General features: G+C 49.4%; 17 protein-coding genes. 10 read left to right on the top strand and 7 right to left on the bottom strand.

Annotated features, from left to right (window positions below; genetic code table 11):
- Positions 1-150 precede the first annotated feature (150 nt).
- The 3 genes from xseA (at position 151) to RRV97_RS05135 (ending at position 3,214) form a co-directional block, all read left to right on the top strand.
- Positions 151-1,500, top strand: a complete 1,350-nt coding sequence (gene xseA, locus RRV97_RS05125; protein ID WP_315612159.1) for an exodeoxyribonuclease VII large subunit — start codon at positions 151-153, stop codon at positions 1,498-1,500.
- Between the two features lie 123 nt (positions 1,501-1,623).
- Entirely contained in the window at positions 1,624-2,403 is a 780-nt protein-coding gene (pssA, locus tag RRV97_RS05130) for a CDP-diacylglycerol--serine O-phosphatidyltransferase (RefSeq protein WP_315612160.1), read from the top strand.
- 1 nt (position 2,404) lies between these two features.
- Positions 2,405-3,214: a sulfite exporter TauE/SafE family protein gene (locus RRV97_RS05135; protein ID WP_315612161.1), complete on the top strand. Its 810-nt coding sequence runs from the start codon at positions 2,405-2,407 to the stop codon at positions 3,212-3,214.
- A gap of 84 nt (positions 3,215-3,298) precedes the next feature.
- On the opposite strand, the gene RRV97_RS05140 is transcribed toward RRV97_RS05135, so the two are convergent.
- The 6 genes from RRV97_RS05140 to RRV97_RS05165 all read right to left on the bottom strand — a co-directional run bounded on the left by RRV97_RS05140 (position 3,299) and on the right by RRV97_RS05165 (position 8,648).
- Positions 3,299-3,979, bottom strand: a complete 681-nt coding sequence (locus tag RRV97_RS05140) for a sulfite exporter TauE/SafE family protein (protein WP_003680951.1) — start codon at positions 3,977-3,979, stop codon at positions 3,299-3,301.
- 110 nt (positions 3,980-4,089) lie between these two features.
- Positions 4,090-5,130 carry an ABC transporter permease gene (locus tag RRV97_RS05145; protein WP_315612162.1) on the bottom strand — a complete coding sequence of 347 codons (1,041 nt, stop codon included), beginning with the start codon at positions 5,128-5,130 and terminating at the stop codon, positions 4,090-4,092.
- A 36-nt stretch (positions 5,131-5,166) separates the two neighbouring features.
- A complete protein-coding gene (locus tag RRV97_RS05150; RefSeq protein WP_315612163.1) occupies positions 5,167-6,222 on the bottom strand; it encodes an ABC transporter permease subunit in 1,056 nt (351 codons plus the stop codon).
- A gap of 97 nt (positions 6,223-6,319) precedes the next feature.
- Positions 6,320-7,249 (bottom strand): CobW family GTP-binding protein, encoded by a 930-nt coding sequence (locus RRV97_RS05155; protein WP_049351199.1) that lies wholly within the window; start codon positions 7,247-7,249, stop codon positions 6,320-6,322.
- Positions 7,237-7,710, bottom strand: coding sequence for a Fur family transcriptional regulator (locus tag RRV97_RS05160; protein ID WP_049329244.1), 474 nt, complete (start codon positions 7,708-7,710; stop codon positions 7,237-7,239). The genes RRV97_RS05155 and RRV97_RS05160 overlap by 13 nt, the downstream gene beginning before the upstream one ends.
- A gap of 113 nt (positions 7,711-7,823) precedes the next feature.
- Positions 7,824-8,648, bottom strand: a complete 825-nt coding sequence (locus tag RRV97_RS05165) for an SDR family oxidoreductase (protein WP_315612164.1) — start codon at positions 8,646-8,648, stop codon at positions 7,824-7,826.
- Positions 8,649-8,780: 132 nt separating this feature from the next.
- Between RRV97_RS05165 and RRV97_RS05170 the strand changes: the two genes are divergently transcribed.
- Complete coding sequence (locus RRV97_RS05170) at positions 8,781-9,242, top strand: c-type cytochrome (RefSeq protein ID WP_315612165.1); 462 nt, start codon at positions 8,781-8,783, stop codon at positions 9,240-9,242.
- A 385-nt stretch (positions 9,243-9,627) separates the two neighbouring features.
- Entirely contained in the window at positions 9,628-12,390 is a 2,763-nt protein-coding gene (locus tag RRV97_RS05175) for a TonB-dependent receptor domain-containing protein (RefSeq protein WP_315612166.1), read from the top strand.
- A 155-nt stretch (positions 12,391-12,545) separates the two neighbouring features.
- On the opposite strand, the gene RRV97_RS05180 is transcribed toward RRV97_RS05175, so the two are convergent.
- Positions 12,546-13,742 (bottom strand): acetate kinase, encoded by a 1,197-nt coding sequence (locus RRV97_RS05180; RefSeq protein WP_315612167.1) that lies wholly within the window; start codon positions 13,740-13,742, stop codon positions 12,546-12,548.
- A gap of 233 nt (positions 13,743-13,975) precedes the next feature.
- Here RRV97_RS05180 and RRV97_RS05185 point away from each other — a divergent pair, with 233 nt between their 5' ends.
- The 5 genes from RRV97_RS05185 (at position 13,976) to RRV97_RS05205 (ending at position 17,449) form a co-directional block, all read left to right on the top strand.
- Positions 13,976-14,281, top strand: coding sequence for an HLGFF motif protein (locus tag RRV97_RS05185; protein WP_003746064.1), 306 nt, complete (start codon positions 13,976-13,978; stop codon positions 14,279-14,281).
- Positions 14,281-14,469, top strand: a complete 189-nt coding sequence (ccoS, locus tag RRV97_RS05190) for a cbb3-type cytochrome oxidase assembly protein CcoS (protein WP_049323541.1) — start codon at positions 14,281-14,283, stop codon at positions 14,467-14,469. Before RRV97_RS05185 ends, ccoS begins: the two co-directional genes overlap by 1 nt.
- Positions 14,466-15,782 carry an MFS transporter gene (locus RRV97_RS05195; protein ID WP_315612168.1) on the top strand — a complete coding sequence of 439 codons (1,317 nt, stop codon included), beginning with the start codon at positions 14,466-14,468 and terminating at the stop codon, positions 15,780-15,782. Before ccoS ends, RRV97_RS05195 begins: the two co-directional genes overlap by 4 nt.
- A 322-nt stretch (positions 15,783-16,104) precedes the next feature.
- On the top strand, positions 16,105-17,085 hold the full coding sequence (locus tag RRV97_RS05200; RefSeq protein ID WP_315612169.1) for a DNA polymerase III subunit delta': 981 nt from the start codon (positions 16,105-16,107) through the stop codon (positions 17,083-17,085).
- A 10-nt stretch (positions 17,086-17,095) separates the two neighbouring features.
- On the top strand, positions 17,096-17,449 hold the full coding sequence (locus tag RRV97_RS05205; protein WP_003746058.1) for a PilZ domain-containing protein: 354 nt from the start codon (positions 17,096-17,098) through the stop codon (positions 17,447-17,449).
- Positions 17,450-17,453 lie beyond the last annotated feature (4 nt).

Below are 17,453 nucleotides of genomic sequence, written 5' to 3' on the forward strand. Positions count from 1 at the left end.
ATAATATAACACAAGCCTGCCCGGACAAGGCTGTCTGAACATGCAGCTTTGATAATATTAAAACAAAGGGCGCAAGTTTCATAAAAACGAATACAACGAATCGCCCTAAAACCCTTATAATTCAGCTTTCCCCAATTTTTCTGTTTCGCAATGTCCGAACTCTTCGCACCCTCCTCCATTTCCGTATCCGAACTCAACGCCCTCGCCAAAGCCTTGTTGGAAGACCATCTCGCAGGTTTATGGATTGCCGGCGAAGTGTCCAATCTGACCCGTGCCGCCAGCGGACATTATTATTTCTCACTCAAAGACAGCCGCGCGCAGGTACGTTGCGCGATGTTTAAAGGTGCGGCGGCGCGTTTGGCGAAGCCTTTGAAAGAAGGCGACCATATCGAAGTATCAGGAAAAATCAGTATTTATGAAGCGCGGGGCGAATTTCAGATTACGGTGAACGAAGTACGGCTCAAAGGCTTGGGGCAGCTTTACGAAGCCTATGAACGATTAAAGGCGCAGTTGCAGGCGGAAGGCGCGTTTTCGGCAGAACGCAAAAAACCATTGCCCGCCCGTCCGCAATGTATCGGCATCGTCACCAGCCTGGCGGCGGCGGCATTGCGCGATGTTGTAACCACATTAAACCGCCGCGCACCCGAAATTCCCGTCATCGTTTATCCGACGCCCGTACAAGGCACAGGCAGCGAATTGCAAATTGCCCAAGCGATTAAAACCGCTTCGCAACGCGCCGAATGCGATGTGTTGATTGTCTGTCGCGGCGGCGGCAGCATTGAAGACTTATGGGCATTTAATGAAGAACCAGTTGTGCGCGCCATCGAAGCCTGCGCGATTCCCGTCGTCAGCGGTGTAGGACACGAAACCGATTTCACGCTCGCCGATTTTGTTGCCGACGTACGCGCGCCCACGCCGACCGGCGCGGCAGAATTGGTCAGCCCAAACCGTCAAGAATCGTTACACCGCCTCGCCCAATCCCAAGGCCGTCTGAAAACCGTTTTGGAACAACGCTATTTCGATGCCAGCCAAAAGCTCGACTGGCTCGCGCGGCAAATCCGTCATCCGCGCCAAAAACTTGACGATCAGCGCGCTTCAATCAGCAAGCTGGCGCAAACGCTGTCTTACTCGATGACGCAAAACCTCCGTGCCCATACTGCCCGTTTTGAACGCCAAACCCAAACCCTGAACCATTACCGTCCTGATGTTTCCGTTTACAAACACAACATCAACCACTTTCAGACGACCCTATCGCATTCCTTCCGCCAGCTGCTTACCCACCGCCGTCAAAGCCTGACCGCCCAAGCCGCATTGCTCGAAGCCGTCTCACCTCAACATATTCTGGAACGCGGCTTCTCGGTCGTCAAAAACACACGAGGACAAGTCATCCGCAATACCGATACGTTGAAACAAGGGCAGAAACTGCACATCACTTTTGCCGACGGCGAAACCGACGTACGCGTGACCAAAGAGCAGGCGCAGGGCGAGTTGTTTGACTGACGCAATAAAGGCCGTCTGAAACTTTATGCCGATGAAGTGAAACTACGACTACCTTTTAAAAATCCTTAACCTGCCAATGCGGTATAATGCCTTATCTGCACCCGCAGCATATACGGAAACATTATGGACAACTCACAAAATACAGAAAATCCGATTCCACCGCGCAACTCCATCCGCAAAAACAGCATTTACCTGCTGCCCAATTCCTTTACCATCGCCGCACTGTTTTGCGCGTTTTTCGCCATCACCCAGTCCATGCACGGACGTTATGAAACAGCAGCGATTGCAGTTTTCCTTTCCATGTTGCTCGACGGCATGGACGGACGCGTGGCGCGGCTGACCAACAGCCAAAGCGCGTTCGGCGAACAGCTCGACAGCCTTGCCGATATGGTCAGTTTCGGCGTCGCGCCTGCCCTGATTGCCTACAAATGGCAACTTTGGCAGTTTGGCAAAATCGGCTATTCCGTCGCCTTTATCTACTGCGCCTGCGCCGCCCTGCGTTTGGCGCTGTTCAACACGCTTATCGGCAAAGTCGATAAACGCTGGTTTATCGGCGTGCCCAGCCCGACCGCCGCTGCGTTGATTGTCGGCCTGATTTGGGTCAACCACAGCGTCGAACGCTTTCCAAGCGTACATTGGTGGGCATTGGGCATTACCCTGTTTGCCGGTATTTCCATGATTGTGCAGATTCCGTTTTGGAGCTTCAAAGAAATCAATATCCGCCGCCAAGTGCCGTTTATGGGCATGGTGTTGGCCGTGTTGGTATTGCTGCTCATCAACTGGAAGCCTTCACTCGTCCTCTTCCTGTTTTTCCTCGGTTACAGCCTGTCCGGTTATGTGATGGCAGTCATCCGTTGGTTTAAAAAACGCCATAAAACTCACAAACACGACAAGGCCGTCTGAAATGTGGTCTTGGGACATCATCCTTTCCCTGCTCGCCGTCGGTAGCGCGGCGGGCTTTATTGCCGGACTATTCGGCGTAGGCGGTGGCACGCTGATTGTCCCCGTTGTCTTATGGGCATTGCAACTGCAAGGCATAGGCGGCCACCCCTATGCCCAGCATCTCGCCATCGGCACTTCCTTTGCCGTAATGGTGTTTACCACCTTCTCCAGTATGTACGCCCAACATAAAAAGCACGCCATCGATTGGGTGACCGTCCGCCGAATGACGCCGGGCATGATACTCGGCGTACTCCTCGGCGCGGCAACGGCAAAATATATGCCGACGCTGGCTTTGCAGGTTTTCTTTATTACATTTCTTGCCTTTATCGCACTTAAAACCCTACGCGATTCCAAACCCAAACCTTCACGCACCCTGCCTGAACTCCCCGGCCTGACAGCCGTCGGTACGCTTTTTGGGGCGGCTTCAAGCTGGGTCGGTATCGGCGGAGGTTCGCTATCCGTTCCATTTCTGCTGTATTGCAACTTTCCGGCGCACCGTGCCATCGGCACATCTTCAGGTCTGGCATGGCCGATTGCGATTGCCGGCACCATCGGCTATTTTGCCAACGGTTTGCATATTACCAACCTGCCTGAAGGCGCGGCAGGCTTTATCTATCTTCCGGCAGTAGCCATATTGAGCATTGCCACCATCCTCTTTGCGCCGCTCGGCGTAAAAACGGCACACAAGCTGCCCGCCCGAAAACTCAAAATCGCCTTCGGTATTATGTTGCTGCTGATTGCCGCCAAAATGGCTTGGAATTTGATACATTAATCTTTCTTGTAAAAAGGCCGTCTGAAATTCTTTCAGACGGCCTTTTTGATTGCAAAACAACAAACTAAATAAAACCTTTTTACCTTACCCGATTTGCCCCATCGCAAATACAGCCAAGCGCCATATCGCCCATCCTGCCACCAACAATCCGGCGCACAAACGAACCATGCGTTTTTGCAGAAAGGTTTTCAACTGCGCGGCAAATATGCCCATCGCGAGCAGATTCGGCAAGGTCCCCAATGCAAACGCCAGCATATATAGTCCGCCGTGCAAAGCATTGCCGCTGCCCAAAGCATACAAAGACGCGCTGTACACCAAACCGCAAGGCAGCCAACCCCAAAGCACGCCCACGCCGAAACAGGCTGGCACAGATTTAATCGGCAGCAATTTGTTCAGTAAAGGATTCAGGCGTTTCCATATCGGTTTGCCGATGCCTTCGATTTTGGTTGCGGCAGTCGAAATACCGGCAAGATACAGACCGAGCAAAAGCAGCAAAACATTGGCGGCAATATACAAACCGTTTTGAACCGCGCGCGTATCATCCAAGGAAATGCCGACCTGCCCGACCAAACCGACCAACAGGCCAATGACGACATAGCTGCTGATGCGCCCCAAGTTCAACAATACAATCAGCCCGATTCGGTTTAAATGTGGCGGCAGCTGCAAAGCAAATGCGCTGCTCAATCCGCCGCACATACCGACGCAATGCGTTCCGCCAAAAAAGCCGAGCAGAAAAAGAGTAAGAAATGTGATTTCTTGATTCATGGTTTTTAATGATTCAAACGAATGGATGAGACCGTCTGAAACTTTTCAGACGGCCCTAAGAATGCAGGACAGGCTTTTCCGCCCACCCTCTTCACGCTTTAGAAAAGCAATTAACTGCGTGCGCGTACGTCAAATGCCTGACGCAAACCTTCGCCAATCATAACCAGCAAAAGCAGCATTACCGTCAGCGTAGCAACAGCAGACAGGCCGATCCACCACGCGTCCAAGTTGTCTTTGCCTTGCGCCAGCAACTCGCCCAAACTCGCCTGTGAGGCAGGTACGCCCAAGCCCAAGAAGTCCAAACTGGTCAGGGCGAGTACCGCACCGGAAATACGGAAAGGCAGGAAGGCCAATACCGGCGTCAAGCTGTTGGGCAGGATATGGCGCCACATGATTTCACGGTTGCCCACACCCATCGCGCGCGCCGCCAAAACATAATCGGTCTGGCGGTTTTTCAAAAACTCGGCGCGGACATAGTCGGACAAGCCCATCCAGCCGAAAAGCGACAGCAATACCAGCAAAATCAACAGTCCCGGATTAAAGAACGAAGACAGGATAATCAGGAGGTACAACTCCGGCATACCGCCCCAAACCTCGATAAAACGCTGCATCAGAAGGTCGGTTTTACCGCCGAAATAACCCTGCACCGCGCCTGCAATCACGCCAATAACGGTAGTCACCACGGTCAACACCAAGGCAAACAACAGCGAATCACGGAAACCGTAAACCAAGCGCGCCAGCAGGTCGCGGCCACGGTCGTCCGTTCCCAAGATATGCCGTTCGGACGGTTTGGCCGGATCGGGTACCGTATCAAAATCGTTCAAGGTATCGGCATCGTAAGGATTGGGCAGGTAAAAGGCAAAATTGCCGTCTGAAGTAATGTTGTGGCGGATAAGCGGATCCAGATAATCCGCCGGCGTATCGAAATCGCCGCCAAATGTGGCTTCATTGTATTCAGTTACCAAAGGGAAGAAATACTCGCCCTGATAACGTATCCACAAAGGTTTGTCGTTGCTCCACAAAGGTGCAAGCAAAGTGACGACAAACAAAACGGCCAAAATCCGCAAAGCCAACCAACCGCGCTTATGCTGTTTAAAGGCTTGCCAAGTAGGGTTTGAAGTAGATTTTTTCTTTTTCATGGTTCGAAACATTCTTTAATAATAGATTGAAGATATTTTCAGACGGCCTTATTTCTGTCCGCCAAAGTGAATGCGCGGATCGACCCACGAATACGAAATATCTGACACCAATTTAGCCAACAACCCCATCAGCGTGAACACGTACAGCGTACCCATTACGACAGGATAATCACGTTTCATCACTGCCTCGTAAGACAGCAAACCCAATCCGTCCAGCGAGAACAACGTTTCAATCAACAGGCTTCCGGTAAAGAATGCGCCGATAAATGCGGCCGGGAAACCGGTAATCAGAGGAATCATGGCGTTGCGGAAAATATGTTTCCACAAAATCTGCTTCTCAGGCAAGCCCTTGGCTCGCGCGGTATAAACATATTGACGGCGGATTTCTTCAAGGAATACGTTTTTCGTCAATACGGTCATCACCGCCAAGTTGCCTGCCACCGAAGCGGTAATCGGCAAAGCCATATGCCACAGATAATCTTTGACTTTTCCTGCCCAAGAGAGCGTATCGAAATCATCACCGACCAAACCACCCTGCGGAAACCAGGCAAAAAAGCTGCCGCCGCCAAACAACACCAGCAACACCAAGCCCAAGACAAACGGCGGTACGGTATAGCCGACCAAAATGATCATGCCCGTAATTGTATCGAATCGGCTACCATCCCTGACCGCCTTGGCAATACCCAACGGAATACATATCAAATAAGTCAGGAAGAACGTCCACAAACCCAAACTCATCGACACCGGCATTTTCTCTTTTACCAGCTCAAATACGGTTTGATGGTGGAAAAAGCTCTCACCCAAGTCGAACCGGGCGAATTTCCATACCATATCCACAAATCGCGTCACAGGCGGCTTGTCGAAACCGTATAAAGCATTCAGAGCGGCCAAATCTTCCGCACTGATGCGGTTGCCGTTTTTAGCCAAAGTTCCAGGCATACTGCGTCCCGCCGTCTCGCCGCCAACCGCACCCTGCGTCAGCTGCTGAACCATCTGTTCCACCGGACCGCCGGGAACAAACTGAATGACGGCGAAGGTAATCGCCAAAATCCCCAACAACGTGGGAATCAAAAGGAGCAAACGATGAAAGATATAACGCCACATGATAAAGTGTTCCTCTATTTTTTGATTTGAAGGCCGTCTGAAACCACTGACCTCAGACAGCATATAGTAACGGATTAATAAGCGTTTGGCCGATGATTTACTTCTCTAAGGCCTCCTGCAATTTCTTCTCAATTAAATCCGCGTCAAACGATTTGGCAATCAGCTCAAAGCGCGAGTCACGGCGCCACGAAACTTGGTTTGCGCCCCATTGACCGTCCACCCAGTTGAGCCATACCCATGTACCGAGCACTTGGAACACGCCTTTGGCGCGGACGAGGCCGTCTGTAAATTTAGGCAGGTCGTTGAAGAAATCGGTCAGTTTTTCACCGTCGAAATCACGTCCGGCAGGAAACGTGAAGCCTTGAGACTGGAAGCCCATGGTGTTGTCCGGCAGGGCTTTGAGGCGGTAGCGCGATTTTTCGACAACGGGAATATCAAGCCATTGGATGTCGAGTTGCGCATTTTGTACTTCAACCACTTTGGCTTTAGGCGGGAACAGCTTGGACGCTTTATCGTGAAATTCGGCAAGCTGCTCCGGCGTGCACAAGTCGGTTTTGCTGGCGACCAATACGTCGCAAATGCCGATTTGGTCTTTATACAAGGCTTGTTGCGCGTAATCGGGATTAATGAATTGGCGTGGATCGACAACGGTAAAGACGGCTCCGATTTCCAGCATACTGTCGAGTGGCTTGGCTTTCAGTTCGTCGATAACGCTGGCGGCGTGCGCCAGGCCGCTGGCTTCAATCATCAAGCGGTCGGGTTGGGCATCGCGCAGCATTTTTTGTACGGTCGTACCCATTTGCGCGCCGGCAGTACAACACAAACAGCCGCCGGCAATTTCTGCCACGGGAATGCCGTTGTCGCTCAAGACGGCGCCGTCAATGCCGATTTCGCCAAATTCGTTGACAATGATGACCCATTTTTCGTTTGGGTCTTTTTGCGCCATCAGACTTTTGAGTGCGGTGGTTTTACCTGTTCCGAGGAAGCCTGAAATCAGGTGGACTTTAGTCTTTTTTACTTCTGACATTTTTTACAAATTCCTGTTAAAACAACATGTTCTTCTTTTAATGAGAAACCGGTTTCAGCCACGCCTGCACGCAAAGCCGCCCATTCTTGGCTCAAGGTCTGCTCATCTGCCGTACCGCATTCGGTGCAGACCAAAATAAACGCGCTGTGGTGCGCTTCGGCTTCTTCGTGGTCATGGCAATGGTCGTTGCACTCGTGCTGCGCGTGGCTGCACAAAATATAGCCGTTGACCGCCGCCACTTTGTGCAAAACACCCTGTTCCGCCCAAAAATCAAGGGCGCGGTAGGCCGTCGGCGGCGCAACCACGCCCTCGCTTTGCTGCTGCATCTGCGACAGAACGTTGTAGGCTTTAATCACGCCGCTTTGTTTCAAAACAATATCAAGCACTTGCTCGCGCAATGCGGTTACCTGCACGCCATCGCGCTGCGCTTGTTCTAAGATTTTTTGTTTGATTGCGTTCATAACTGAAACAGCCTTTCAGACGGCCTTGTTAATAAAAAATTACATTATAGCGTGTTTGTTCAATTTCAGATAACAAAGAGGCCGTCTGAAACGTTCAGACGGCCTGATGCCGATTACTTAAACCAAGATTTAATTTTTCCAAACAAAGACATGCTTTGTTTTTCAAACGTTTCTTGTTTCACCGGAGCAGGCGCGTCACGGTAAACTTTCATGCCTGCAAAAGTCTGGGCAACCGGCATGATTTCGATGGAATTGACGTTCATCCGCGCCGGACGCTGGTAGAGCCATAAAGCGGTATCGGCAATATCTTGCGGCTGGATAAACTCGACATTCTCATAAACCTCGGCCGCACGCTGGTCGTCGCCTTTGAAACGGACGTTGGAAAACTCGGTATCGCCGCACAAACCCGGTTCAATATTGGTAATGCGGATATTTTTATCTGCCAATTCGGCGCGTAGGTTCATACTGAATTGGCGCACAAAAGCCTTGGTTGCACCATAGACATTACTGCCGGAATAAGCATAACTGCCGGCAATCGAACCCAAATTGATGATGTAGCCCTGTTTGCGCGCGACCATTTGCGGCAAAATCTGGCGGGTCAGAAAAGTCAGGCCGATGATATTGGTTTGAATCATGGTTTCCCAATCGCCAAAATCGGCTTTATCGGCGGAATCCAGACCTAAAGCCAAACCGGCGTTGTTGATCAGGCAATCGATTTCAGCTAAATGCTCGGGCAGGCTGTTCAAAGCGTTTTGAATCGACTCCGTGCGCGAAACATCCATTTCTAAAGGATAAAACTGCTCGCCCAATTCCTCTGCCAACTGCTGCAATTTGTCTTCGCGCCGTGCCGCGCCGATGACATGATAGCCTGCCGCAACAAAAGTACGGCACATTGCCGCACCGAATCCTGCCGATGCCCCGGTAATCAAAATTGCCATATCGTTTCCTTTCTATACTCGTTTCAGACTTGGGTTTAAGGTATGATAACGCCTTATCAGACGGCCTGAGTGGTTGGCCGGCTGATTCTAAATTTAACGATAATCATATCATCACAATAGGACACACTCCATATGAAAACCCGTTTTCTCCCTGTTGCTTTGGCAACAGTGGCGCTCACCCTTTCCGCCTGCGGCGGCAGCGGTGCGCCTTCCCAGCCTAAAGGCCCTATTTCCGAAGACCGTACGGCCGCGTTCAAATCCATGATGCCCGAGTTTACCCGCATGGGCAAAATGGTCAAAGACGAAGAGCCTTACGATGTAGAAAAATTCAAACAAGCTGCCGCAACCTTCGCCGAAAACAGCAAAAAACCGTTCACCCTGTTTGAATCCGACCCTCAAGGCAACGGCCGCGCCCTGCCTGCCATCTGGACAGACACAGCCACATTCAAAGCCGAAGAAGAAAAATTCGTCGCAGCAGTTGAAAAACTCAACGCCGCCGCCCAAACCGGCAAGCTCGAAGAAATCAAAGCCGCTTACGGTGAAACCGGTGCAAGCTGCAAATCCTGCCACGACACATTCCGCGGTCCGGAATAAGGCTTAAAGCAATAAAGGCCGTCTGAAATATCATTTTCAGACGGCCTTTTCTTCAACTGACTTCAAACCTTTCTATATCGACTTTATATTTTGCATTTCATGTTTTTTACCGGTTTCATTTGAAACCGACGGCTCAATTCACATATCGCAATCAAATTTTCTTCTTCCGGCTGTTTAAATTCAATTAAATCTCCCCTTTTCTCGACCAACCCAATTCAACTTCAGACCTGCTTTATCTTTTCAGCCAAATTAATCATATGCGCTTGGATTATATTCTAAAACAAAATTTTACTTTATTTTTTAACAAATAAAAACCATTATCAAAATATTTGTAAAGTTTAATAATATGTTATAAAGTAGCGACTTCGTTTCTGAGGTAACCATCATGAATCCGAATTTCAAATTAAATCTACTAACATTATCTTTACTGGCTATAACAAGCATCGCACACGCAGAAGAAGAGGTTTCAACTCAAGAGCTTGATGAAATTCAAGTCAAAGGCAAACACATTGCCAAAGAGAAAAAAGTTTTTACCGAAGGCCAAGCCAAAAGTTCGCGTGAACGCGTTTATCAATCCAGCGAAAACATCGATACCATCGTTCGGAGTATGCCCGGCGTTTTCACCCAACAAGACAAGGGATCGGGGGTATTGGCGGTCAATATCCGTGGCGATAGCGGCTTGGGACGTGTCAATACGATGGTGGACGGCGTAACCCAAACATTCTATTCCACTTCTGCCGATGCCGGACGCAGCGGCAGCTCTTCTCAATTCGGCACGGCACTGGATCCCAATTTTATTGCCGGCGTCGATGTAACCAAAGGCAGTTTCTCGGGTGCCAACGGCATCAATACCTTATCCGGTACAGCCAATTTCCGTACTTTACGGGTAGACGATGTGGTACACGGAAACAATACCTTCGGCCTCTTGACCAAAGGATTGACCGGCACAAACAGCACCAAAAGCAATTTTATGGCAACCGGAGCAGTACAAAAATGGTTTGACAGCGGAGCGCGCCTTGGCGCGTTATATGGTTACAGCCACCGTAATGTCGAGCAAAACTATAAAGTAGGCGGCGGCGGTCAGCGTATCGGCAATTTTGGCGAGGAATATTTGGACCGTAAAAAACAAGAATATTTTGAGAGCAACTTATTGAAATTCGACCACGAACAAAATCTCTGGGTTCGTGACTTTTCCAAGCGCAATGCGGTCGGTAAAAGCTATTGGGACTACCCTTTCTCCAAAAAATATAACGATCCTGAAGTTTTACAAAGAGATTATGTCGATGACTTGGAAAGAAGCTGGAAAGAGAATTTGGCACCGCAATGGGATCTGACTCCAATCGACCCGACCAGCCTGCAGCAACGCTCAAACAGCCATTTGGTCAAAGTGGAATACGAAAACGACAACAACAAGCTGGACCTTCAGCTTCGTACCATGAATAACCGTATCGGCAGCCGCAAAGTAGAAAACCGCAACTACCAAGCCAATTACAATTTAAACATTGGCGATTATGTCGATTTAAACGTGTTGGCCGCCCATAATTTGGGAAAACAAAAATATCCGAAAAACTCACGTTTTTCAGGATGGGGGTTGCTTGATTATTTGGAAACCAAAAACACAGCCAATCTTTTGGATATCAACAACAGCTTTTCTTTCAAACTTCCCCAAAAAACAGATTTAAAAGCTACTGTCGGTTTCAATTTCTTTAAAAACCAATACAGTAAAAACCGCTTTCCGGAAGAGCTGAGCCTTTTTTACGACGGCCCAGATCAAGATGCCGGCCTGTACAGCTTTTTAGGCCGCTTCAAAGGAGACAAAGGAATATTTCCTCAGAAATCAACCATATTGCAACCTTCAGGCCAGCAAAAATTCAATACGTTCTATTTTGATACTTCCTTGAAAAAAGGCATTTATCAATTGAATTACAGCGCCAATATGGTCAACTACCGCTACAAGGGCGAATATACCGACTACTTCAATACCCAAGAAGACTTTAAAAAAGCATTTGGAGAAGATTCTGAAATTTATAAACAGCATTGCACACCAAGCTGCGACCTTTATGAACCGGTTTATACCAAATCCGGTAAAAAGCATGCGGTAAACCATTCGGTGGCATTAAACATCAATGTCAACGACTACTTTATGCCGTTTATCAGCTATTCGCGTACGCATAGAATGCCGAATATTCAAGAAATGTATTTTTCACAAATCGGCGACTCGGGCGTCAATACCGCCCTCAAGCCGGAACAGGCCAATACTTACCAAATAGGTTTCAATACCTTCAAAAAAGGGATTTTCAAGCCGGACGATGTATTGGGTTTCAAACTGGTCGCCTATCGCAGCAGGATCAACAACTATATCCACAATGTTTATGGCAAATGGTGGGATTTGGATCAAGCACCCAGCTGGGTAACCAGCACCGGCCTGCAATACTCCATCCAGCATCGAAACTACGCCAAACCTGTCCATAAAAATGGTTTGGAAGTGGAAATGAACTATGATTTCGGTCGCTTTTTTACCACCCTGTCTTACGCCTATCAAAAAACCAACCAGCCGACCAACTATAGTGATGCCAGCGAATCGCCCCGCAACTCTTCTAAAGAAGACCAAATCAAACAAGGCTACGGCTTAAGCAAAATTTCCCGCCTGCCCCGAGATTACGGTCGGTTTGAATTGGGCTCACGCTGGTTGGGCAACAAATTGACCATCGGCGGCATTATGCGCTATTACGGCAAAAGTACACGGGCAACAACTGAAGAGGAATTTGTTGACGGAACAACCGGCGCCAATACCTACTCTTCACACCAAATGGGCAGAAGGACGATCAAAAAAACAGAAAGCATCAACAGACAGCCGCTGATTTTTGATTTCTATGCCAATTATGAACCGAAGAAAAACCTTATCCTTCGTTTCGACATTCAAAATGCGTTCAATAAACGCTATATCGATCCTTTGGATGCCGCAAACGATGCCGCAACCCAGCGCTATTTCAGCGTATTTGAAAGAAAAGGCGGTTTGGATGATGAAGAGGTCGAATGTGATGCCAACGGTTTATGCAACGGCAAATATGGCGGCACGACACGCTCCGTCTTGAACAACTACGCACGAGGCAGGACTTTGCTGTTTACCATCAGTTATAAGTTCTAAACCTATCTCTATCTATCAGCATTCTTGATACAATACTGACTCAAAAGCCGACAAACACAATATTTGCCGGCTTTTTTCGATATATCCTCAAAATTTTCTTCATCTATACACAATAAAAAACCTGTCCTTACGGACAGGTTTTCAATCATGACGGATTACAGGCCGCTCAGACGGGCAGTATCGTGTGCAATCATCAATTCTTCGTTGGTAGGAATCACAACGGCAACAGCTTTGCTGTCGGCAGTGGTAATCACACCGGCATTGCCGAAGCGGGCTTTCAGGTTGGCTTCTTGGTCGATGTACAGACCGAGGAAGCCCAAGTAGCCCAATACGCGTTCGCGGATGATGTCGGAGTTTTCGCCGATGCCGCCGGTGAATACCAAGGCGTCCAAACCACCGGCTGCTACTGTCATGCTGCCAATGTATTTAGCCAAGCGGTAGATGAAGATTTCCAGAGCCAGTTTGGCACCTGCGTGGCCGTTGGCAGCTTCTTCTTCAATGGTACGGCAGTCGTTGGACAAACCGGAGATACCGAGCAGGCCGGATTTTTTGTTCAGCATTTCGGTAATTTGGGAAATGGTCATGTTGGCGTTTTCAGCCAAGAAACTGAAAACGGCAGGGTCGATATCGCCGCTGCGGGTACCCATTACCAAACCTTCCAGCGGAGTCAGGCCCATGCTGGTGTCTTGAGATTGGCCGTTGGCAACGGCGGTAATGGATGCGCCGTTACCCAAGTGGGCAATAACCATGCGCAAATCTTTTTTGTCTTTGCCGAGGAAGCGTGCAGTTTCATCAGAAACGAAGCGGTAGCTGGTACCATGCGCACCGTAGCGGCGCAAGCCGTATTTTTCATACAATTCATGTGGAACAGCATATTTGTAAGCGTGTTCAGGCATGGTTTGATGGAATGCGGTGTCGAATACGACAACGTTCGGCAGGCCTTTGAAAATGGTTTGTGCAGCGCGCAGACCTAAAAGGTGGGCCGGGTTGTGCAGAGGAGCAAGTGGAATACATTTTTCGATACCGTCGATAACTTCGTCGGTAACCAAAATGGATTCGCTGTACAATTCGCCGCCGCTTACCACGCGGTGGCCGATCGCACCGATACGAGTGTCGAGGCCGTGGGCTTTGAGCTCGTCCATCAGTGCTTCTACCGCGCCGGTATGGTCTGGCTTGGCAGCCAATTCAACTTTATGTTTTTCGCCGTTAAATTTGAAGGTAATGTAGGCATCAGGCAGATTGAGTTTTTCTGCCAGGCAGCTCAGTAATACTTCGCCGCTGTCGTTATCCAATACGGCACCTTTGAGGGAAGAGCTGCCGCAGTTCAAAACCAAGATTAATTTTTGTGTCATTTTATGCTCCTTGAGGTTTCAGACGGCATTTTTGTCGGGACCTTACTGCTGCTCCGGCTATGTTGCACCCCTTGTGGGACGTAGTGGGTAGCGGTCTGAACAGATTAACAAAGTAAACGCCGTATTCTAACAAAAAATGTAATCGGCTGCTTGATTTAATATTTGATGTAAAATGGACAGAATTTTATTTTAGGCCGTCTGAAAAATGACGGCGGTTTTGAAGATTTCCCGATATGCATTATTTCAGTATCCACACTCAAGACGGCGAGCACGCCGGATTTTTTATTATGTTGGCAGACGATGAGTCGCAAAATCCGCCGCAAAGCGGACGCTTCGCAATCAAGCTGCAAAGTGAAGACGCAGCCGCAGCGGCGGTATTGTCGCCTTTCGAGCAAACCGATATTCCGCAATACTGGCGCGTGGTCAAAGACCGTATCGAATTGTTTTTTGACGATAAAAACATCGGCGCGCTGCGCAACGAATACCTGACCATCAGCGGCAAAACCTTTATCCTGACCGATTTGACCGGAGCGATGTAATGGAAAGTATGTTTATCCTTGTCCCCATCAGCATTATTTTGGCCTTTATTATCGGCTGGTTTTTCTGGTGGTCGGGTAAAAACGGACAGTTTGACGACCTTGAAGGACCTGCACACCGCATTTTGATGGACGACGACTCCACTGAAAAACTGATCGAAAAAGACGAAGACAAAGAATCCGAACAATGAGCCTTAAAAAAGACAATCTGAATTTCCACACAACCCGCCGTTTTGCGCCGCTCTTTGGGACGCAGTTTTTGGGCGCGTTGAACGATAATGTGTTCAAAACCGCATTATTCGTGATGATCAGTTTTTACGGTTTGGGCAAAAACGACTTTCTGCCATCCAGCCAAATGCTGAACTTGGGCGCGATGTTGTTTATCCTGCCCTACTTCCTGTTTTCCGCGCTTTCAGGGCAACTGAGCAACAAATTCGACAAAGCCGTTTTGGCGCGCTGGATCAAGCTGTTGGAAATCATCATTATGGCAGTGGCGGCGTATGGCTTCTACATCCAATCCGCGCCTTTGCTTTTAATCTGCCTGTTTTGCATGGGCACGCAATCGACTTTGTTCGGCCCGCTGAAATACGCCATTTTGCCCGATTACCTCAACGACAAAGAACTGATTATGGGCAACAGCCTGATTGAATCGGGTACGTTTATTGCCATCTTGCTCGGCCAGATTTTGGGCACCGCAGTCGCAGGCGTTCCGCCGTATATTGTTGGCGGTTTGGTGTTGTTGGCCGCTATCGGCGGCACGATGACCAGCCTGTTTATGCCGTCTGTAGCCGCTAAAATGCCGGACACAAAAATCGAATGGAACATCATCAAAGGCACGAATTCACTGATTCGTGAAGCGGCGGCCAATCGTCCCGTATTCACGTCCATCATCGGTATTTCATGGTTTTGGTTTGTCGGCTCGGTTTATACCACCCAACTGCCGACGTTCACGCAAATCCATTTGGGCGGCAACGATAATGTGTTCAACTTGATGTTGGCGCTGTTCTCCATCGGTATCGCCATCGGCTCAGTATTATGCGCCAAACTCAGCCACGAGCGCCTGATTTTGGGCTTGGTCACCATCGGCACTCTGGGGCTGACGGTCTGTGGATTATTGCTGGTGTGGCTGACCCACGGCCAACGCTTTACCGAATTAAACGGCATTATCTGGTTTTTATCGCAAGCCCAAGCGTATCCGATTATGCTCGTGATGTCGGCCATCGGCTTTTTCGGCGGCTTTTTCTCCGTACCACTCTACACTTGGCTGCAAACCGCCAGCAGCGAAACCTTCCGCGCCCACGCCGTCGCCGCCAACAACATCATCAACGGCGTGTTTATGGTGTCGGCTGCCATTCTGAGCGCGGTTTTGCTGATGTTGTTCGACAGCATTACGCTGCTGTATTTGATTGTGGCCGTGGGTAATCTTCCGTTGATTGTTTACCTCATCAAACGGGAACCGAAATTTATCGGGGATTTGACCGCTTTGTTGAAAAGCAGCAAATAAGGCCGTCTGAAATGTATCCCCACCATGCACATTTTCCCTGTTCAATCTCGTGGACAGCTTGTGCATAAATCAGATTACTGTCTGATTTAACATTAAAAAACAGGACTGCCTAAATTTTAAGCACAACTTTACCGCCGGACAAAATGCACATTTTCCCCAAACAAGCGTGTGTAAAGGCTGTGAATAAGTCGGCTTAATGTTTGATATTTCAAAACAAAACGATATTTGATTAATTTTTAGGCAGTTAATAAAAGGCCGTCTGAAAACTTTTTCAGACGGCCTGAGCGTATAATAACCACCTACCTTATAGTTCCCGAACGATATGATTTATCCATGGCATGAAACCCAATGGCAACAGCTCGCCGCCCATTGGCAAAACCGTCCCAACGCCTGGCTGTTTACCGGCAAAGAAAATACCGGCAAAACCGAGTTTGCCCGCTTTGTCGCGCAGGCATTGCTGTGCGAATCGCCCAAGTCCGGTCATGAACCCTGCGGTGAGTGCGCTTCGTGCCATTTGTTCAGCCAAAACACGCATCCCGACTTTTACGAACTCACGCCGGAAATTCCCGAAGGCGAGGCAATAGGACGCAAACTCCTGCAAATCAAAATCGATGCCGTGCGCGATATTGTGGAAAACATTTACCTGACCGCTGTCCGTGGCGGCCTGCGCGTGGTATTGGTACATCCGGCGGAAAGCATGAATACACAGGCGGCAAACAGTTTGTTAAAAGCTCTGGAAGAGCCGCCGCAACACGTCGTTTTCCTGCTCGTTACCCATGCTCGCGACAAACTCCTCCCCACCATCAAAAGTCGTTGCCGCCAGATGGTGCTGCCCTCGCCGACCCATGAACAAGCTGCGGCATATCTGCGCCAACAGGGTGTGGAAAATGCCGAAGCCTTGTTGGCATTCCACAGCGGCGCGCCTTTATTCACACCGGCTCCCGAATTGGACGCATTGCGCGAAGAATTGCTGACGTTGCTGGCCGCCCCGCGCCTGTTGGCCATACTCGACTACGCCGCTGCGTTCGACAAACAAAAACAACCGCTGGCCGTTTTCATCGACTGGCTGCAAAAGTGGCTGACAGATGTCGGCTTGGCACAACAAAGCATGGCGCCGCTTTATTATCCGCACCATGCCCAAGCCCTGCTTCAGACGGCCTCTAAAACCGATTCACGCAGGCTGTTTGCCCTATTGGGCCGTCTGAACGCGCTCAACCCTTACGGATACCATACCTTGAGTGTTAAAATGCAACTTGAGTATCTGCTTATCGAATATTTAGATTTTTGGCAAAACAAACCCTAACAGGTAATAAATGATGAATAAAAAAGACATTCCGGCGAAGATGTTGGCTTTGCAACTCAAAGACCCCAATCTGTTGTACAACTGCTATATGCCGTTTTTAGAACACGGCGGCCTGTTCGTGCCGACCGATGACGTATTCTCCCTAGGCGAAGACATTCTCTTGGCCGTCGAAATCGCCGACTATCCCAAACGCTTCCTGCCAACCAAAGTCGTTTGGATCAATCCGGCGCGCACCTCGGCCCACCGCCCCAAAGGCGTAGGCCTTGCCTTCTCCGAACACGAAAGCTGCCAGCAGGCAAAAAACCTGATCGAAGCCGAGCTCGGCCCGCGCCTGCGCAGCGACCGTACTACTTTTACCCTGTAATACC

This window comes from Neisseria sp. DTU_2021_1001991_1_SI_NGA_ILE_055, assembly GCF_032342915.1.
GTDB lineage: Bacteria > Pseudomonadota > Gammaproteobacteria > Burkholderiales > Neisseriaceae > Neisseria.